An 18,586-nucleotide genomic window follows, 5' to 3' on the forward strand; every position below is an offset into this window, starting at 1 on the left:
TGGGGTCGCCTTCTTTTGCTTACTTTTCTTGGCGAGACAAGAAAAGTGAGCGGCTGCCGGGCCGCTCCCGGCGCGTTCTTCCGACCGGAGAGAGATAATAATTAAGCTAGAGCGCAGGAAAGCAATCCGTGCAGACTGCCCCAAACCTAACAACCAGAAAAGCCCGAAGCCAAGGCAACACCACACTCAAAACATCACTTAACGGGAGCGCCGCTTTCGAACCACTTCCCGATGATGGCACGTTCATCGTCGGTGATCTGAGTCATGTTCCCTAAGGGCATGGCTTTCTGCACGACAGCCTGTTGATAGATCTGCTGAGCGTGCTGGGAGATATGTTCAGGCGAATCGAGCAGCACGCCTTTGCCGGGCACAGGCATGAGGGTAGGTTTGGCGGCATGGCACTGGATGCATCGTGCCTGGATGACTTGCTGGACTTGGGCAAACGACCCTGCAGCCACAGCTTCGCCAGCAGGAGCAGGAGCAGCAGAGGAAGAAGGAGCAACAGCAGCCACCGGCTTGGACTGCATGGCAGGGCTCATCCACAAGATCACCGCCAGCAGCAGTGCAACAGCAATCCCCGGATACCACCAGTTGTAAACCCCCTTGTGCCGCAACACGAAGAACTGCCGGATCAAGGCACCAGCGGCCATGATGCACAACAAGACAATCCAGTTATGCGGCGCGCTGTAAGTCATGCTGTAGTGATTGGACAGCATGGCAAACAGCACCGGCAAGGTGAAGTAAGTATTGTGGACGCTACGCTGCTTGCCGCGCTTGCCATGAATCGGATCGGGTGCTTGCCCGGCGCGCATGGAGGCCACCATCTTGCGCTGCCCCGGAATGATCCACACCAGCACGTTCGCGCTCATGATGGTGGCAAGGGAAGCCCCGCTGATGAGGAACGCCGCCCGCCCCGAAAACAGATGGCAGGCTGCCCAAACCGAAACGATCACCTGCAACCCGACCAGAATATTGACCAGCCGATCCGCCCCCGGCCGATCCCCGATGGTGCTGCAGATCGCGTCATAGATCAGCCAGTTGAAGACCAGGAAGGCAATCGCCGTCCCGCCCGCCATCGACGCCGACATGTCGAACACATTGCGATCCACCAAAAAGACGTTCGCATTGAAGAGATACAACAGCGAAAACAAGGCAAAGCCCGACAGCCAGGTACTGTAGGACTCCCAATAAAACCAGTGCAGATGCTCCGGCAACACCTTGGGTGCAAGAAGATACTTTTGCGGATTGTAGAAACCGCCGCCATGCACCGCCCACAGCTCCCCGCCGACGCCCTTCTCCTTGAGCTCAGGATCGGTCGGTGCCACCAGACTGTTGTCCAGCCAGACGAAATAGAACGAAGACCCGATCCAGGCAATCGCCGTGATCACGTGCAGCCAGCGCAGCAGAAGATTGAGCCAATCGAGAAGGTAGGCTTCCATGTCAGAAATGCGTCCTCATGTAGTAGTAAGGCTGGAGGGCGAAAATGCCCCAGCCAAAGGTTCAAGCATAAATGGTGCCGGGATGAGAAAAACACCGACGTCCGCTTGCGAACAAGTCTGCATCCCGATTGCCAACAGGCTTAATCCCACCGAGCAACCCAAACCAACAGCAGCCCAGCTGACGCTTGGAGAATCCAAGCGCAGATTGTGCACAATAGCAATATTTTTTGTTCACAATATGTGGCGATCTTTATAGCCCAAAGTGCTTTTTGCAGATAAGCGTCAACCCGCTCCCAGGCGATACCTCCACGATCAGATCAAGGCCATCGCCAGCCTGCCTGGCAAGCATGTTTTTTTAGTGCATGCCGTCAAAATCAGTGCAGCGAAGGCACCAACTTGTTGCAATTGATCAGAAAACATTGTCAACAAAATGTAAGCCAACTGCCGACGCATACGACAATTGATTGTCGCACCTCACAATAACCTCAGTCAGAACCACCTCTCCCCTTGTGCAGGGGGCCGGGCTGATGAGTCCCGCCCGCCCTCCAATATCAGCGCCCGGCCCGCAATACCCGGTTGGCACGATATCTGCTAATTGGCGTTGCTGAACCCGCACGGCAGGTGGATCGGGAGAGCGGCATTACCTCCTGTCATGCGCAACACGGTGAAATCGTCGGATCAGCTTTCCGACACCCATTTTTTATCAACAGGGGAGATCAATGAAGAAAACTCGTTTGGCACTGGCTTTATCAGCCTGCCTGATGGCCGGCAGTGCAATGGCGCAATCATCCGTCACTGTCAGCGGCCTCGTCGACGCTTACGTCGGCAGCATGAAAAACAGTGGCGATACCGGAAGCAAGTCCTCGGTCGGTTCTGGCGGCATGACCACCTCCTGGATCGGCTTCAAGGGTGTTGAAGATCTGGGCGGCGGTCTCAGGGCAGAATTTGCCCTGACCTCGTTCTTCCAGACAGATACCGGTGCCTATGGCCGCTTCTCCGGAGACAACCTGTTCTCGCGCGATGCCAACATCGGCCTGTCAGGTGAGTTCGGCAAAGTCTCCCTGGGACGCGGTCTCGCACCAAGCTTCCTGCCAACCGTGCTGTTCAACCCGTTTGGCGACTCCTTTACCTTCTCACCGCTGGTACTGCACGTCTACACCCCGTCGGGAAGTTTCGGTGCGCGCACCTGGCCCCAAGCAAACGCAGCTGACAGCGGTTGGAGCAACGAAGTCATCTATACCACTCCGAAGTTCGGTGGCCTGCAAGCCAACCTGCACTATCAGTTCGGTGAAGTGGCTGGCGATAACGGCAAAAAGAACATCGGTGTCAACGCGCTCTACTTCAACGGTGGTCTGGCACTGACCGCCTTGTACTTCGATGCGCAGGTCAGCAACCCCAATTCCGGTGCGGCTGTCGTTGACGCCACCACCCCCTTCGCTTCCATCAATCGCCAGAAAACCTGGATGCTCGGCGCGACCTATGACTTCCAGGTGATCAAGCTGTACGGCACCTACCAGACCAGCAAGGACACCACCGCTGGCGCGTCGCAAGCCAAGGACAAGGTAATGAGCGCAGGCCTGTCGATCCCGGTAGGCAATGGCTCCATCCTGGCCGCCATCGCTCGCACCAAACGCACCGGCGATCTGCTGACCACCGGCGACGTGTCGCGCAATACCACCTCAGTCGGCTACGACTACTTCCTGTCCAAGCGCACCGACGTGTACGCGATCGTCATGAACGACAAGATCTCCAGCCAAAGCAATGCAGCATCGTTCGGCCTGGGAATCCGCCATCGCTTCTAACGGCATGTCCGCATATTGAACACACCGCAATTGCGGCAAGTTCAAACTGGAGTACGCGCCACCCGTTTCCGATGGCGTGGACTCCGGTCATGCGGTGATCGTGCAGCAGGTTTTACAAGCGTCGTAGCCGTCGCGGCGACTCCTTCTAGCCGTGGCGTGATCTTGAGGCAGTACTTCGGTGGGAACCGCATTACCGGAACGCGCCGCCGGCACTCTGAACGCTATCGTTTCCACGACCAAATAGCGCGCGCGTTGCGGTTTCCATCTTCTTTTTTCAATCGCTTTTCGGGAGATTTCCCCATGCGTCATTTCCGCTTCCTCGGTTGCCTGGCGGCGCTGCTGCTCGGCCTGCTGTCGACCTCGCCCAGCTTTGCCCAGGACACCAAAATCAAATTCCAGCTGGACTGGCGCTTTGAAGGACCGGCCGCCCTGTTCCTGGTGGCCAAGTCCAAGGGCTACTTCGCGCAGGAAAAACTGGATGTCACCATCGACGCCGGCAACGGCTCCGGCAATGCGGTCAACCGCGTGGCCTCCGGCACCTATGACATGGGCTTTGCCGACATGGCCGCCCTGATGGAATTCACCGCCAACAATCCCGATGCCCCGGGCAAACCGGTGGCCGTGATGATGGTCTACAACGACACCCCGGCCGCGGTGTTCTCGCTCAAGAAATCCGGCATCAAGAAGCCCGCCGACCTGGCCGGCAAGAAGCTGGGCGCACCGGTGTTCGACGCCGGCCGCCGCGCCTATCCTATCTTCGCCAAGGCCAATGGCCTCGATGCCAGCAAGGCGCAATGGACCAGCATGGACCCGCCGCTGCGCGAAACCATGCTGGCACGCGGCGACGTGGATGCCATCACCGGTTTCTATTTCACCTCGCTCCTGAACCTGAATGCGCGCGGCATCAAGGATGAAGACATCAACGTGATGATGTACCCGGACTACGGCGTGCGCCTGTACGGCAATACCATCATCGCCTCCGAAACCATGGTCAAGCAGAAGCCGGAAGCCATCAAAGGCTTCCTGCGCGCCTTCGCCAAGGCCAGCCGCGATGTGATGGCCAATCCGGAAGCCGCCATCAAGGTCCTGAAGGAACGCGATGGCCTCATCGATGAAAAGCTGGAACTGCGCCGCCTGAAACTGGCCATCGCCAGCGCGATCGCCACGCCGCACGCCAAGGCGGAAGGCTACGGACAGGTCTACAGCCCGCGCCTGACGCTCATGGCCTCGCAAGTCTCGGACGCCTACGGCACCAAGACCCGCGTCAACGCCGACAAGATCTGGAATGGCAGCTTCCTGCCGAGCAAGGCCGAGCTGGACGTGTTCCCCAAGTAAATCATTTATATCGTTTACCAAATTCATCCTTGACTGAAGCATTCATGAGCGAACCCTTCGTCGATTTCCGCCACGTCTACCTGGCCTATGATGGCGCCGCCGAATTTGCGGTGGAAGACATCGACCTGCAGACCCGCGCCGGCGAATTCATCGCCATCGTCGGGCCGTCCGGCTGCGGCAAGTCCACCTTCATGAAGCTGGCCACCGGCTTGAAGCAGCCCAATCGCGGCAGCGTCGTCATCAATGGCCAGACGGTCACGGGGCCGCTCAAATTCGTGGGCATGGCCTTCCAGGCCCCGACCCTGTTGCCCTGGCGCACCACGCTGGAAAACGTGCTGCTGCCGCTGGAGATCGTCGAGCCCTACCGGCGCGACTTCAAGCAGAAGAAGGCCGAGTACACAGAGCGTGCGCTCAAGCTGCTCAAGACCGTGGGCCTGGATGGCTATGCCGACAAATTCCCGTGGCAACTCTCGGGCGGCATGCAGCAGCGCGCCTCGATCTGCCGCGCGCTGATTCATGAGCCCAAGATGCTGCTGCTGGATGAACCCTTCGGCGCGCTCGACGCATTCACCCGCGAAGAACTGTGGTGCGTACTGCGCGACCTGTGGGCCGAGCGCCGCTTCAACGTCATCCTGGTCACGCACGACCTGCGCGAGGCGGCCTTCCTGGCCGACACCATCTATGTGATGAGCAAGCGTCCGGGCCGCATCGTGGTGCGGCGGGAAAACCCGCTGCCGCGTCCCTGCCCGCTGGAAACCACCTATACCGACGGCTTCAACGCGCTGGTGCATGAACTGCGCGAGCACATCGGCCACGTGCGCAATACCTGACCCTCACACGGCCCGGCCAAGGAAACTCATGAAAACTCCGTTCAACGGCAAACTCAACCGCGCCGCCACCACGCTGGCGCCCTGGATCCTGCTGCTCGCCATCCTGGGCGTGTGGCAATTCATCTGCAGCGTGTGGCAGGTCTCCGACTTCATCTTTCCGAGTCCCGCTTCCATCCTGCAGGCCATGGTGGATTACGCCGGCCCGATCACCGAACATGCCCTCTCGACCTTTTGGGTCACCATGGTGGGCTTCGCCATCGCCGTGGCGGTCGGTGTGACGCTGGGCTTCGTGATCGGATCTTCACCCGTGCTGTATGCCGCCGCCTACCCGCTCATGACGGCCTTCAATGCCCTGCCCAAGGCGGCCTTCGTGCCGGTGCTGGTGGTCTGGTTCGGCATCGGCGCGGGGCCGGCCATCCTCACGGCATTCCTGATCTCCTTCTTCCCCATCATGGTCAACATCGCCACCGGCCTGGCCACGCTGGAACCGGAGCTGGAAGACGTCTTGCGCGTGCTGGGCGCGCGCCGCATGGACATCCTGCTCAAGGTCGGCCTGCCGCGTTCGATGCCGTATTTCTTTGCCTCCCTGAAGGTGGCCATCACGCTGGCCTTCGTGGGCTCGACCGTGTCGGAAATGAATGCCTCCAACCAGGGCATCGGCTACCTGCTGGTCTCGGCCGGATCGTCGATGAAGATGCCGCTGGCCTTTGCCGGACTGGTGGTGATCGGGGCCATGGCCATGGCCATGTACGAGCTGTTTGCCATCATCGAGAAACGCACCACCGGCTGGGCGCATCGGGGAAAATGAGGTAAATCGGGCCGTAACGCCGCAACAGGGGCGCAAAACCCGGCAAAAGCGGTATGCGGCGCGGCGCAATTTGTCTATGATGTCGCGCGTGCGAGCCGCAGGGGCGCTCGCGGCGGCCGCAGGCACGCGGACCGCGTTGCATTTCGACATGACCACATTCATCACCACAGGGAAATCACGTGAGCGCAGTTCCACTCCGTCTTGAAATCAGCCATGTGCGCAAGGCCTACCCGGGCGTGCTGGCCAATGACGATGTCAGCCTGGCGGTGGCGCCCGGCGAGATCCACGCCGTGCTCGGGGAGAACGGCGCGGGCAAGTCCACCCTGATGAAAATCATTTTCGGCGCGGTCAAGCCGGATGCCGGCGAACTGCGCTGGAACGGCGAGACCGTGCAGATCGCCAATCCGCAGGTGGCGCGCAAGCTGGGCATTGCGATGGTGTTCCAGCATTTCTCGCTGTTCGATACGCTGACCGTGACCGAGAACATCGCTCTGGGCCTGGATGCCAAGACCGACCTCAAGGAACTGGCCGAACGCATCACCCGCACCGGCGAAAAATACGGACTGGAACTGGAACCGCAGCGCCACGTGCATACGCTGTCGGTCGGTGAACGCCAGCGCGTGGAAATCGTGCGCGCGCTGCTGACCGAACCGCAATTGCTGATCCTGGATGAGCCGACCTCGGTGCTCACGCCCCAGGCGGTGGAAAAACTGTTCGTCACCCTGCGCCGCCTGGCCGACGAGGGTTGCAGCATCCTCTACATCAGCCACAAGCTCGACGAAATCCGCGCGCTGTGCCACAGCGCCACCGTCATGCGCGGTGGCCGCGTGACCGGCAACTGCGATCCGCGCAATGAGAGCAGCGCCAGCCTTTCACGCATGATGATCGGCGACGAACTGGTGCGCCTGCAGCGCGAACGCAATCCCGATTCGCTGCGCAATGAACGCAAGCTGCACGTCAATCGTCTCTCGCTGCCCAAGGCGCATCTGTTTGCCACCGAACTGAAAGACATCGAATGCGAAGTGCGCGCAGGTGAAATCGTCGGTATCGCCGGGGTCTCCGGCAATGGCCAGCAGGAATTGCTGGCGGCGCTCTCGGGCGAAGACCAGCGCGCTGCGCCCAACATGATCATGCTGGCCGGCAAGGCCGTCGGCGACCTCTCGCCCAATCCGCGCCGCGCGGCGGGCCTGGGCCTGGTGCCGGAAGAACGCCTGGGGCGCGGTGCCGTGCCTGGGCTTTCGCTTACGGCCAACATGCTGCTGTCGCACCAGAAAGCGCCCTACGTGAAGCGCGGCATGATCGACTTCGGTTTTACGCGCCGTGCTGCGGCCTCCATCATCGAACGCTTCAAGGTCAAGGCAGCCGGACCGGATGCCCCGGCCAAGAGCCTCTCGGGCGGCAACCTGCAGAAATTCATCGTCGGCCGCGAAATGGAACGCAAACCCGCCGTCTTCGTGGTGGCCCAGCCGACCTGGGGGGTGGACGTCGGTGCCGCCGCCCAGATCCACGGCGAAATCTTGAAACTGAAACAGGAAGGTTGTGCAGTGCTGGTGATCTCGGAAGAACTTGACGAATTGTTCGCATTATGTGATCGCCTGCACGTCATCGCCAAGGGGCGTCTGTCGCCCTCCATCCCCATCGAACAGGCTACGCGCGAACAAGTGGGCGTGTGGATGAGCGGCCTGTGGGACGAACCGGCAGCCGCTGCGGCGGAGGTGAGCCATGGCTGAACGCATGAGCTTCCCGCTGCGGCTTGAACTGCGCGGTGCGCCGTCCAAGACCATGACCTATCTGTCGCCGGTGATCGCCATCGTCGCCACCCTCTTCCTGGGGGCGCTGCTGTTCCTGGCACTGGGCAAGGATCCGCTGGCCGGCCTGAAGGTGTTCCTGGTTGACCCGTTCAATGGCAAGCGCGCCATCAGCGAGCTGCTGCTCAAATCCGTGCCGCTGATCCTGTGCGCGCTGGGGCTGGCAGTGTGCTTCCGCGCCAGCATCTGGAACATCGGTGCCGAAGGCCAGTTCACGGTCGGCGCGCTCTGCTCGGGCGCCATGCTGGTGTGGCTGGATGTGCCGGGGCACGGCATTTCCGGCGGCATGGGGCTGGTGCTCATGATCGTGGCCGGCGTCATCGGCGGTGCCTTGTGGGCGGCCATCACGGCTTACCTGCGCGACCAGTTCAATGCCAATGAAATCCTGGTCTCGCTGATGCTGACCTATGTGGCGCAGCTGCTGCTGATGTGGGCCGTCAATGGTCCGCTGAAGGATCCCAATGGCATGAACTTCCCGCAGTCGAAGGTGTTCTCCGGCGAATTCATGCTGCCCATGCTGATGTCGGGCACGCGCCTGCATATCGGCTTTGCGGTGGCCATCGTCGCGGCCATCCTGATGGCCATCTTCATGATGCGCAGCCTGCGCGGTTTCTCGCTCATGGTCGGTGGCGTGGCACCGCATGCGGCGCGCTATGCGGGCTTCTCGGCACGGTCGGCCTTGTGGGTCTCGCTGCTGATCTCGGGAGCCTTCGCCGGACTGGCCGGGGCCTTCGAGATCGCCGGTCCGATCGGGCAGCTGTTGCCGTCGGTGTCGCCGGGCTATGGTTTCGCCGCCATCATCGTGGCCTTCATCGGCCGCCTGCATCCGGTGGGTGCCATCCTGGGCGGGCTGATCATGTCGCTGCTGTACCTGGGCGGCGAGCTGGCGCAGTCGCGCCTGGGCCTGCCTTCGGCCATCACGGGCGTATTCCAGGGCATGCTGCTGTTCCTGCTGCTGGCCTGCGATACGCTCATCGATTACCGCCTGGCGTGGAAAAAGAAAGTCTAAGGAATCAGGACAGGACATGGAACAACTCGCTCCTCTCATCGCAGCCTCCATCAATGCCGGCACGCCCCTGCTGCTGGCGGCCATCGGGCTGTTGATCAATGAACGATCCGGCGTGCTCAACCTGGGTGCCGAAGGCATGATGCTGGTGGCGGCCATCGCCGGCTTTGCGGTCGGCTATGCCACCAAGAGCCCGCTGCTCGGCTTTGTTGCCGGCGCCGTCTGCGGCATGCTCATGGCCACGCTCTTCGCCTGGCTGGCGCTGCGCCTGGCCACCAACCAGGTCGCGACCGGCCTGGCGCTGTCGATCTTCGGCGCGGGCCTGTCGGCCTTCGTCGGCCAGCGTTTCGTCGGCCTGGCGCTGCCGGCGCAACCGAATTCGATTCCGCTGCTGGGTGATATTCCCTTCCTCGGCAAGGCGCTGTTCCACCAGCACTGGATGAGCTATGTGGCCTTCGCGCTGTGCCTGGCCAGCATCTGGTTCCTGTATCGCACACGGGCCGGGCTGGTCTTGCGTGCCGTGGGCGAGTCGCCGGAATCGGCGCATGCGCTGGGCTATTCGGTGCGTGGCATCCGCTATCTGGCGCTGCTGTTCGGCGGTGCTTGCTGCGGCCTGGCGGGTGCCTACATGTCGCTGGTCTATACCCCGATGTGGGTCGAAGGCCTGGTGGCCGGACGCGGCTGGATCGCGCTGGCCCTGACCGCCTTCGCCACCTGGCGTCCGGCACGGGTCTTGCTGGGTTCGCTGCTGTTCGGCGGCGTTACAATCGCGCAGTTCTACCTGCAGGGCATGGGCGTGACGGTGCCCTCGCAGATCCTGTCGATGGCCCCGTACCTGGCCACCATCGTGGTGCTGGCGCTGATCTCGCGCAACCCAGACTGGATCCGCCTGAACATGCCGGCCTCGCTGGGCAAGCCGTTCCGTCCGGGCGCCTCCTGAACTATTTATACCGTTTATATCGTTTAAATCGTTTATTCCGTTTTTGTAGCAGCACCTGCATTTATCCACTGACCTTGAGGGAGAACACAATGAAGATTTCGCGCAGGGCATCCTTGACGATGCTCGCCACCCTGGCGGCAGCAACCCTGATCGGTTGCGGCAAGAAGGAAGAACCCGCTGCCGCCGCGCCCGCTGCTGCGCCGGCTGCTGCGGCACCGGCGGCTGATCCGCTGAAGGTGGCCTTCGTCTACATCGGCCCAGTGGGCGACGCCGGCTGGACCTTTGCGCATGACAAGGGCCGCAAGGCGGTCGAAGAAAAATTCGGCGACAAGGTCAAGACCACCTTCGTGGAAAACATTCCTGAATCCGCAGCGGATGCCGAGCGCGTCTTCCGCCAGCTGGCCACCGATGGCAACAAGCTGATCTTCGGCACCACCTTCGGCTACATGGAAGCGATGCTCAAGGTCGCCAAGGAATTCCCGGATGTGAAGTTCGAACACGCCACCGGCTTCAAGACCGCCGACAACCTGGCGCAATACGACGTGCGCACCTATGAAGGCGCTTACCTGGCCGGCGTGGTCGCGGGCAAGATGAGCAAGTCCGGCAAGCTGGGCGTGGTGGCCTCGGTGCCGATTCCTGAAGTGATCCGCAACATCGACTCCTTCACCCTGGGTGCGCGTTCGGTCAATCCGAAGGCCACCACCGCCGTGGTGTGGGTCAACAAGTGGTTCGATCCGGGCAAGGAACGTGAAGCCGCCACCACCCTGATCGGCCAGGGCGTGGATGTGCTGATGCAGAACACCGACTCCGCGGCCGTGGTGCAGACCGCGCAGGAAAAGGGTGTGTATGCCTTCGGCTGGGACAGCGACATGACCAGCTTCGGCCCCAAGGCCCACCTGGCTGCTTCCATCATCAACTGGGGCGTGTATTACACGGCGCGCGTGCAAGCCGTGCTGGATGGCTCGTGGAAGAGCAGCACCAGCTGGATCGGCCTGAAGGAAAACGGCATCGACCTGGCCGCCTTCAATCCTGAACTGCCGGCCGACGTGAAGTCGCTGGTGGAAGAGCGCAAGAAGGGCATCGTCGACGGCTCGGCGCCGATCTGGAAGGGTCCGATCAAGGACAACGCCGGCAAGGAAGTGCTGGGCAAGGACGCCGTGGCCGATGACGGCTTCCTGCATGGCATCAAGTTCTACGTCGAGGGCGTGGACGGCAAGGTACCGGGCTGATTGCCGGTTTCCTCACCCGGCGCTGCTGTCAGGCGCCGGGACAAGCTTGATGAAGACCGCTGACATCGCGAGGTGCCGGCGGCTTTTTTTTGGCAAAGTGCGCTTTCGCCGGGTTACTTTTCTCTCAGAAATCTTCACGGCTGCAACTTTTGCCGAATCTCCGAACAGTCTTGGCCGCCTTACTATCGGCTCGCCGAAAACCCCCGCTCCACCGCTATCGCAGCCGCATCCAGCCTGTATAATGCACAGCCAAACCGGGTGGAAAGCCTGCATTTTCCTTCACTTTCCGCCGCATTGAACTACAGGATTTATGCAAAAAACGCGCAAACCGATCGAAATCAAAATTTCCACTGTAGTTGCCATTTCGGCAATCCTGCATGAAACCGATCCGACTTCGCTGGAAAAAGCCCTGAAGGAAATGACTGGCGGCGTCGCCGATTTCTTCGAAGACGAATTCGCGGTGCTGGACATCGGCACCCTGGATGCGGCGGCCGCTGCGGCCATCGACTGGAGCGCCGTGGTGGCCCTGTTCAAGCGCTTCCGCTTGAATACCGTGGCCGTGCGCAATGCGCCGGAAGAGTTGCACGGCGGCATCGTCGCCCAGGGCCTGGCCATCGACAACTCGGCCGTGGCCGGTGCCGGCACCGCCAATGCACGTGCGCATGAGGCGGCAGCCCAGCAAGCCGAGCCGGCACCGACACCGGCAGCCGCCCCCGCAGCACCGGCGGCTCCTGCCGCACCTGCTCCCCAGCCCGCCCCGGCCCCGGTGGCCAACACCGTGGTCATCGATACCCCGGTGCGCGCCGGCCAGCGCATCTATGCGCGCGGTGCCGACCTGGTGGTGCTGGCCGTGGTCAACAACGGTGCCGAGCTGATCGCCGATGGCTGCATCCACGTCTATGCACCGCTGCGCGGCCGTGCCCTGGCCGGTGCGTCGGGCAATACGACCGCGCGCATCTTCGCCGCTTCACTGGAAGCGGAACTGGTTTCCATTGCGGGGGTCTATCGGACCTTCGAGAACGGTCATGCGCCCGAACTCGCCGGCAAGCAGGTGCAGGTGCGCCTGCAGGGCGAACGCATCGACGTGCTGCCAATGGCGGCATCGTAAGGCTGCGGCGTAAATCATTTAAACGAATCCAGCCGGAACCGCCGGCGTACTGTTCTTCTTAAGGAGTTTTTCGTGGCAAAAATCATCGTTGTGACTTCGGGTAAGGGCGGCGTCGGCAAAACGACGTCCAGCGCCAGTTTCGCATCGGGCCTGGCCATGCGCGGCCACAAGACGGCCGTGATCGACTTCGACGTCGGTCTGCGCAACCTGGACCTGATCATGGGCTGCGAGCGCCGCGTGGTCTACGACCTGATCAACGTGATCAACAAGGAAGCCACCCTGAACCAGGCCCTGATCAAGGACAAGCACTGCGACAACCTGTTCATCCTGCCGGCCTCGCAAACCCGCGACAAGGACGCCCTGACCGAAGAAGGCGTGGAGCGTGTCCTCAACGACCTCTCCAAGATGGACTTCGAATACATCATCTGCGACTCCCCGGCCGGCATCGAGCACGGTGCGGTGATGGCACTGACCTTTGCCGACGAAGCCGTGGTGGTCTCCAACCCGGAAGTGTCGTCGGTGCGTGACTCGGACCGCATCCTCGGCATCATCCAGGCCAAGTCGCGCCGCGCCTCCTCGGGCGGCGAGCCGGTCAAGGAGCACCTGCTCATCACCCGCTACTCGCCCAAGCGCGTGGAAGACGGCGAGATGCTGTCCTATACGGATGTGCAGGAAATCCTGCGCATTCCACTGATCGGCATCATCCCCGAATCGGAAACCGTGCTGCAGGCCTCCAACCAGGGCTCCCCCGCCATCCACATGAAGGACAGCGACGTGGCCCAGGCCTACCAGGACGTGGTGTCGCGCTTCCTCGGCGAGACCGTCGAGCTGCGTTTCACCACCTACGAAAAGCCGGGCTTCCTGCAGCGCATCTTCGGAGGTAAGTGACATGTCCCTGCTTTCTTTCCTGTTCCCCAGCAAGCCCAAAAGTGCGGTGGCGGCGAAGGAGCGGCTGCAGATCATCATCGCCCGCGAGCGTTCCAACGGCCGCCAGGGCCCGGACTTCCTGCCGGCCCTGCACAAGGAACTCATCGAGGTCATCTCCAAGTACACCAAGGTCAACGCCGACGACATCAAGATCTCGCTGGACCGCCAGGGCAACCTGGAAGTGCTGGATGTGAACGTGGTGCTGCCTGACAGCGACGTACCGGCTGCCTGAGCGCACATACCGCACTCTGCATGAAAAAAGGGCAGCTTCGGCTGCCCTTTTTGCCAATACGGTCCACCACACCCGGGCCCTGCGCGTTGACTGCCTTTTACTGCTGCCCTGAACTGATGCAATGAAAATCGGGATCCTTTCCAAAGACGCCGATACCGTGACCCTGGTCACGCAGCTGGCCGATCGCCATGACTGCCAGGTCTACAGCGGCGTCGAAGGCTTTGCTGCCGCCTGTGCCGACCGCGCCAACCTGGTCGTGCTGGATCTGGACGACCTGCAGCGGCACCAGCATGCGGTCACCATGCTGGTCCAGCAGCACCGTCCGCCGGCGGCCTCCAAGGCGCGGCCGGTGGTGTTGCTGCTGTGCACGCCGGCTCATCAGCACTGGCTGCGCAACCTGCGCATGGCGGGGGCCGATGATTTCCTGGTCAAGCCGGTGGACCGCCAGGAACTGGCCCTGCGGCTGGACTTGCTGCTGCTGGCCGCGCAGCCCTACGAAGCCCCGCCCAGCGTGGTGGAAGCCGGCGGCTTCATGGTCGACCTGGCGCGCCTGCGCATCACCCATCCCGAGCGGCCCGGCCTGGATGCCACGCTCACCCGCAAGGAAGTCGAACTGGCGCTGCTGTTCATGCAGCACCTGGGACGCCCGCTGTCGCGCGCCTTCCTGCAGGAACGCATCTGGGGGGCCGAGCCGGAAACCCCGACCCGCACCATCGATACCCACGTCTCGCGCATCCGCACCAAGCTCAAGCTGCATCCCGGCAATGGCTACCAGCTGGCCACCGTCTACGGCTACGGCTACCAGCTGGAGCGGCTGGAATAACACGCCGGGAGCCTTCGCGCAGGCCAGCCGGAGAGTGTTGCATCGGCACCCCGGCCATCTGCGCCAAGCCTGATCCATGTCAGGGACATATACCGATTATCAGCGGGCGCCCCAACCCGAAAGTGGGCAAAGAGTATAATTATTCCCAAAACCGGGGCCGAATCTGTCTGATTTTGTACGAATTGCATTGTTTCGTACGCTTTTCATTCAGTTTCACAGCCATAGAAGTGCAATTTCCCAGCTCATCGGCACTGCTGCCTTATAGTCGATTCCTCCATGCATTTGCTCGCCGTCGGACTCAACCACACTACCGCGCCGGTCTCGCTGCGCGAGAAAGTGGCATTCCCCGCTGACCAGATCGGTCAGGCGGTGGCGTCCGCGCGTGCGTGGTTTGGCGGCAATGACAAGATCGTGGCCGCGGGCGAAGCCGCCATCCTTTCCACCTGCAATCGCACCGAGCTGTATGCGGCTGCGGCCGCCGGGCAAGACGGGGTGGAATTCGCCATCGACCGTACCGCGCAGTTCCTGGCCGAGTATCACCACATTCCCTACGCCGACCTGCGTCCCTACCTCTATTCGCTGCCGCAGGATAATGCCGTGCGCCATGCCTTCCGCGTCGCCTCCGGGCTGGACTCGATGGTACTGGGCGAACCGCAGATCCTGGGCCAGATGAAGGATGCAGTGCGCCAGGCCGATGCCGCCGGTGGCCTGGGCACCTATCTGCACCAGCTCTTCCAGCGCACCTTCGCGGTGGCCAAGGAAGTGCGCAGCACCACCGAAATCGGCGCGCACAGCGTCTCGATGGCCGCCGCTGCCGTGCGCCTGTCGCAGCGCATCTTCGATTCGATCTCCGGCCAGAACGTGCTCTTCATCGGCGCGGGCGAGATGATCGAACTGTGCGCCACGCACTTCGCGGCCCAGAATCCCAAGACCCTGACGGTGGCCAACCGCACCATGGAGCGCGGCGAAACCCTGGCCCATCGCTTCAGCGGCCGTGCCATCCGCCTGGCCGACCTGCCGGCGCAGCTGGCCAGCTTCGACATCGTGGTCTCCTGTACCGCCTCGCAGCTGCCCATCATCGGCCTGGGGCTGGTGGAACGGGCCGTCAAGGCACGCCGCCACAAACCCATCTTCATGGTCGACCTGGCCGTGCCGCGCGATATCGAGGCCGAAGTCGGCCGCCTGGATGACGTTTTCCTCTACACCGTGGACGACCTGGCCTCGGTGGTGCAAAGCGGCGTCGAAAACCGCCAGGCTGCGGTCGCGCAGGCCGAAGCCATCATCGAAACCCGGGTGCAATCCTTCATGCACTGGATCGACAGCCGCGCCATGGTGCCGCTGATCCAGGACCTGCACGAAACCGGCGAGGCCCTGCGCCTGGCCGAACTGGAGCGCGCACGCCGCATGCTGGCCAAGGGCGAGGATGTGGAAGCGGTGCTGGACGCCCTCTCCAAGGGCCTGACCGCCAAGTTCCTGCACGGCCCGCAACAGGCCCTGCACCACGCCCAGGGTGAACAGCGCAGCCAGTTGGTCTCGCTGCTGCCGCAACTGTTCCGCGCCAAGCGTTAGCGCCTCTCCCGCCGCGCTGGCCGCTGCCTGCGGCTGGCAACCTCGCGTCGTCGCCGACGGCTGCCGTCGTCCCCCTCATTGCTGACCGATACTGACTTCCCGACCTCATGAAACCCTCAATGCTCGCCAAACTCGACCAGCTCGCCGAACGGCTGGAAGAGCTCAACAGCCTGCTGGCCCAGGAAGATGCCACGTCCAGCATGGACAACTTCCGCAAGATGACCCGCGAACACGCCGAACTGGGCCCGCTGGTAGCGCTGTACCACGACTATGTGCAGGCCAGTGAAGATATCCGCACCGCCGGCGAGCTGCTGTCAGACCCCGACATGAAGGCTTTCGCCCAGGAAGAAATCGATGGCGCCAAGGCCCGCATGGAGGCGCTGGAGCTGGATCTGCAGAAGATGCTGCTGCCCAAGGATCCCAATGATGAACGAAACATCTTCCTGGAAATCCGCGCCGGAACCGGAGGTGACGAATCAGCCCTGTTCGCCGGCGACCTGCTGCGCATGTACACCCGCTATGCAGAACGCCAGCGCTGGCAGGTGGAGATCGTCTCGGCCTCGGAATCGGAACTGGGCGGCTACAAGGAAGTGATCGCACGCATCGCCGGCTTCGGCGCCTACTCGCGCCTGAAGTTCGAATCCGGCGGCCACCGCGTGCAACGCGTGCCGGCCACCGAGACCCAGGGCCGCATCCACACCTCCGCCTGCACGGTGGCCGTGATGCCTGAAGCCGATGAAGTCGAGGATGTGGACATCAACCCGGCCGACCTGCGCATCGACACCTATCGCGCCTCCGGGGCTGGTGGGCAGCACATCAACAAGACCGATTCGGCGGTGCGCATCACGCACTTGCCGACCGGCATCGTGGTGGAATGCCAGGACGACCGCAGCCAGCACAAGAACAAGGCGCAGGCCATGAAAGTGCTGGCAGCACGGATCAAGGACGTGCAATTGCGCGAGCAGCAATCCAAGGAAGCCGCCACCCGCAAGTCCTTGATCGGCTCGGGCGATCGCAGCGAGCGCATCCGCACCTACAACTTCCCGCAGGGGCGCATGACCGACCACCGCATCAACCTGACGCTCTACAAGCTCGATTTCATCATGGATGGCGACCTGGACGAACTGACCAATGCCCTCATCACCGAGCACCAGGCTGAACTGCTGGCCCAGCTGGGCGACGACTGAGGCCAACGGAACCAAGCCGGGGGGATCCGTTCAGAGTGCCTTTGCCTGCGCGGGCAGCATGCACGCAGGCCCGGACTTCTCTACAATCGCGTCATGGCAAAAAAACCGCCGGATCATCCGCGTGGTCCCGCCCATCGAACTGCCCCGACGCATTCCCCCATTAATGAATCTCTGAATCCTCAACCATGAAATCATCCAAAGCGGTTTTCCTGCTGGTGGCGCTGGTGTGCGCTGCCCTGCTGGGCGTTGCCATGTACCTGCAGATCGTCGAAGAAATGCAGCCCTGCCCGCTGTGCGTCATCCAGCGCTACATGTTCGTGCTGGTCGGCGCCTTCGCCCTGATCGGTGCCCTGATGCCCGAAGCCGCCCGCCGCGGCAGCGCCGGCCTGGGCCTGCTGGCCGCGCTGGCTGGCGCCGGCACCGCGATCTGGCATCTGTACGTAAAGGCGCATCCGGGTGTCTCCTGCACCACCGATCCGCTGGAAACGGCGCTCAACCAGCTGCCCACGGCCAAGCTGTGGCCGCAGATGTTCACCGCCGACGGCTTCTGCTCGGCCCCCTGGCCCCCGGTGTTCGGCCTGCAGATCCCGACCTGGTCGCTGATCTGGTTCGGCGTGCTGGCCCTGGTGCTGGCCGTGCAACTGTTCAAGCGCGCCCCGCGCACCACCATCTGGAAGTGATGGAGCCGCTCTCCAGCTATGCCGGCTGTACGCTGGCCACCGTATTGAAGACGGCGCCGCTGGAGCCGCTGGAGAACCGCATCCTGCTGTGCCACGCGCTGCGCATGACGCGCGTGCAACTGATCACGCAATCCGAACGGCGCCTCGATGCCGCTGAATCGGAGGCGCTCACGGCCCTCTACACCCGTCGTCTGCGTGGCGAGCCGATTGCCTACATCATCGGCCAGCGCGAATTCTATGGACTGGACTTGCGCGTCACGCCGGATGTGTTGATCCCCCGGCCCGATACCGAGCTGCTGGTGGAACTGGCCATGGAAAGATTGCCGCAAGGCGCGGCGCTGCTGGACATGGGGACCGGTTCGGGGGCGATTGCCATCGCCATTGCCCATACGCGGCCCGATGCGGTAGTGACGGCACTGGATGCCAGCGCTGCTGCACTGGCCATCGCACGTGAAAACGCCACCGCCAACCAGGTCCGCCTGACGCTGCTGGAAAGCGACTGGTACGCCGCCCTGCCCCAGGATCAGCGCTTTGCAGTGATCGCCTCCAACCCGCCTTATATCGTCGCAGGGGATGTGCATCTCTCCCAGGGTGACCTGCGCTTCGAACCGGTCGATGCGCTCACCGATCACGCTGATGGCCTGACCGACCTGCGCAGCATCATCGACGGCGCACCGGCGCATCTGCTGCCCGGCGGCTGGCTGCTGATGGAGCATGGTTACGACCAGGCCGCTGCGGTGCGCGGACTGCTCTCCGGCACCGGCTTCAAGGAAGTCCGGAGCTGGCGCGACCTGGCCGGTATCGAACGGGTCAGCGGCGGCCGCCTGGCCTGATCCGCTGACCGTTTCTGGCTTTCCTCCTGC

17 protein-coding genes are annotated in these 18,586 nt (G+C 62.5%); 16 read left to right on the forward strand and 1 reads right to left on the reverse strand.

The window, feature by feature from the left end; genetic code table 11:
- Positions 1–194 precede the first annotated feature (194 nt).
- Positions 195–1,439 (reverse strand): urate hydroxylase PuuD, encoded by a 1,245-nt coding sequence (locus J2X56_RS22225; protein WP_121040603.1) that lies wholly within the window; start codon positions 1,437–1,439, stop codon positions 195–197.
- Positions 1,440–2,158: 719 nt separating this feature from the next.
- Here J2X56_RS22225 and J2X56_RS22230 point away from each other — a divergent pair.
- The 16 genes from J2X56_RS22230 (at position 2,159) to prmC (ending at position 18,556) form a co-directional block, all read left to right on the forward strand.
- Positions 2,159–3,241, forward strand: coding sequence for a porin (locus J2X56_RS22230; protein ID WP_121040605.1), 1,083 nt, complete (start codon positions 2,159–2,161; stop codon positions 3,239–3,241).
- A gap of 300 nt (positions 3,242–3,541) precedes the next feature.
- On the forward strand, positions 3,542–4,576 hold the full coding sequence (locus tag J2X56_RS22235; RefSeq protein WP_121040606.1) for an ABC transporter substrate-binding protein: 1,035 nt from the start codon (positions 3,542–3,544) through the stop codon (positions 4,574–4,576).
- Positions 4,577–4,620: 44 nt separating this feature from the next.
- The gene (locus tag J2X56_RS22240) at positions 4,621–5,406 is read left to right on the forward strand and encodes an ABC transporter ATP-binding protein (protein WP_088755050.1); all 786 of its coding nucleotides are present in this window, start codon (positions 4,621–4,623) and stop codon (positions 5,404–5,406) included.
- 28 nt (positions 5,407–5,434) lie between these two features.
- On the forward strand, positions 5,435–6,214 hold the full coding sequence (locus J2X56_RS22245; protein WP_051057499.1) for an ABC transporter permease: 780 nt from the start codon (positions 5,435–5,437) through the stop codon (positions 6,212–6,214).
- Between the two features lie 179 nt (positions 6,215–6,393).
- Positions 6,394–7,944, forward strand: a complete 1,551-nt coding sequence (locus J2X56_RS22250) for an ABC transporter ATP-binding protein (protein ID WP_310162756.1) — start codon at positions 6,394–6,396, stop codon at positions 7,942–7,944.
- Positions 7,937–9,031 carry an ABC transporter permease gene (locus tag J2X56_RS22255; RefSeq protein WP_034332725.1) on the forward strand — a complete coding sequence of 365 codons (1,095 nt, stop codon included), beginning with the start codon at positions 7,937–7,939 and terminating at the stop codon, positions 9,029–9,031. The genes J2X56_RS22250 and J2X56_RS22255 overlap by 8 nt, the downstream gene beginning before the upstream one ends.
- 16 nt (positions 9,032–9,047) lie before the next feature.
- Positions 9,048–9,968 carry an ABC transporter permease gene (locus tag J2X56_RS22260; RefSeq protein WP_034332726.1) on the forward strand — a complete coding sequence of 307 codons (921 nt, stop codon included), beginning with the start codon at positions 9,048–9,050 and terminating at the stop codon, positions 9,966–9,968.
- Positions 9,969–10,057: 89 nt separating this feature from the next.
- Complete coding sequence (locus J2X56_RS22265; RefSeq protein ID WP_034332727.1) at positions 10,058–11,197, forward strand: BMP family ABC transporter substrate-binding protein; 1,140 nt, start codon at positions 10,058–10,060, stop codon at positions 11,195–11,197.
- A 310-nt stretch (positions 11,198–11,507) separates the two neighbouring features.
- Positions 11,508–12,305, forward strand: coding sequence for a septum site-determining protein MinC (minC, locus tag J2X56_RS22270; protein WP_310162761.1), 798 nt, complete (start codon positions 11,508–11,510; stop codon positions 12,303–12,305).
- A gap of 72 nt (positions 12,306–12,377) precedes the next feature.
- Positions 12,378–13,193: a septum site-determining protein MinD gene (minD, locus tag J2X56_RS22275; protein ID WP_039783678.1), complete on the forward strand. Its 816-nt coding sequence runs from the start codon at positions 12,378–12,380 to the stop codon at positions 13,191–13,193.
- Position 13,194: 1 nt separating this feature from the next.
- Positions 13,195–13,464 carry a cell division topological specificity factor MinE gene (gene minE / locus J2X56_RS22280; protein WP_006465131.1) on the forward strand — a complete coding sequence of 90 codons (270 nt, stop codon included), beginning with the start codon at positions 13,195–13,197 and terminating at the stop codon, positions 13,462–13,464.
- 121 nt (positions 13,465–13,585) lie between these two features.
- On the forward strand, positions 13,586–14,287 hold the full coding sequence (locus J2X56_RS22285) for a response regulator transcription factor (protein ID WP_034340459.1): 702 nt from the start codon (positions 13,586–13,588) through the stop codon (positions 14,285–14,287).
- A 276-nt stretch (positions 14,288–14,563) separates the two neighbouring features.
- Positions 14,564–15,856, forward strand: coding sequence for a glutamyl-tRNA reductase (hemA, locus tag J2X56_RS22290; RefSeq protein ID WP_252696523.1), 1,293 nt, complete (start codon positions 14,564–14,566; stop codon positions 15,854–15,856).
- Between the two features lie 107 nt (positions 15,857–15,963).
- Complete coding sequence (gene prfA / locus J2X56_RS22295; RefSeq protein WP_034331945.1) at positions 15,964–17,043, forward strand: peptide chain release factor 1; 1,080 nt, start codon at positions 15,964–15,966, stop codon at positions 17,041–17,043.
- Positions 17,044–17,228: 185 nt separating this feature from the next.
- Positions 17,229–17,723 (forward strand): disulfide bond formation protein B, encoded by a 495-nt coding sequence (locus J2X56_RS22300; protein WP_034331943.1) that lies wholly within the window; start codon positions 17,229–17,231, stop codon positions 17,721–17,723.
- The gene (gene prmC, locus J2X56_RS22305) at positions 17,723–18,556 is read left to right on the forward strand and encodes a peptide chain release factor N(5)-glutamine methyltransferase (RefSeq protein WP_209584406.1); all 834 of its coding nucleotides are present in this window, start codon (positions 17,723–17,725) and stop codon (positions 18,554–18,556) included. The genes J2X56_RS22300 and prmC overlap by 1 nt, the downstream gene beginning before the upstream one ends.
- Positions 18,557–18,586 lie beyond the last annotated feature (30 nt).

The organism is Herbaspirillum sp. 1173 (genome assembly GCF_031455335.1).
GTDB classification, from domain to species: Bacteria; Pseudomonadota; Gammaproteobacteria; order Burkholderiales; family Burkholderiaceae_D; genus Herbaspirillum; species Herbaspirillum huttiense.

Bases quoted from the DNA above. Each gene is read 5' to 3' on its own strand.
- J2X56_RS22225 (WP_121040603.1), bottom strand. From the start codon at position 1,439: ATGGAAGCCTACCTTCTCGATTGGCTCAATCTTCTGCTGCGCTGGCTG.
- J2X56_RS22230 (WP_121040605.1), top strand. From the start codon at position 2,159: ATGAAGAAAACTCGTTTGGCACTGGCTTTATCAGCCTGCCTGATGGCC.
- J2X56_RS22235 (WP_121040606.1), top strand. From the start codon at position 3,542: ATGCGTCATTTCCGCTTCCTCGGTTGCCTGGCGGCGCTGCTGCTCGGC.
- J2X56_RS22240 (WP_088755050.1), top strand. From the start codon at position 4,621: ATGAGCGAACCCTTCGTCGATTTCCGCCACGTCTACCTGGCCTATGAT.
- J2X56_RS22245 (WP_051057499.1), top strand. From the start codon at position 5,435: ATGAAAACTCCGTTCAACGGCAAACTCAACCGCGCCGCCACCACGCTG.
- J2X56_RS22255 (WP_034332725.1), top strand. From the start codon at position 7,937: ATGGCTGAACGCATGAGCTTCCCGCTGCGGCTTGAACTGCGCGGTGCG.
- J2X56_RS22260 (WP_034332726.1), top strand. From the start codon at position 9,048: ATGGAACAACTCGCTCCTCTCATCGCAGCCTCCATCAATGCCGGCACG.
- J2X56_RS22265 (WP_034332727.1), top strand. From the start codon at position 10,058: ATGAAGATTTCGCGCAGGGCATCCTTGACGATGCTCGCCACCCTGGCG.
- minC (WP_310162761.1), top strand. From the start codon at position 11,508: ATGCAAAAAACGCGCAAACCGATCGAAATCAAAATTTCCACTGTAGTT.
- minE (WP_006465131.1), top strand. From the start codon at position 13,195: ATGTCCCTGCTTTCTTTCCTGTTCCCCAGCAAGCCCAAAAGTGCGGTG.
- J2X56_RS22285 (WP_034340459.1), top strand. From the start codon at position 13,586: ATGAAAATCGGGATCCTTTCCAAAGACGCCGATACCGTGACCCTGGTC.
- hemA (WP_252696523.1), top strand. From the start codon at position 14,564: ATGCATTTGCTCGCCGTCGGACTCAACCACACTACCGCGCCGGTCTCG.
- prfA (WP_034331945.1), top strand. From the start codon at position 15,964: ATGAAACCCTCAATGCTCGCCAAACTCGACCAGCTCGCCGAACGGCTG.
- J2X56_RS22300 (WP_034331943.1), top strand. From the start codon at position 17,229: ATGAAATCATCCAAAGCGGTTTTCCTGCTGGTGGCGCTGGTGTGCGCT.
- prmC (WP_209584406.1), top strand. From the start codon at position 17,723: ATGGAGCCGCTCTCCAGCTATGCCGGCTGTACGCTGGCCACCGTATTG.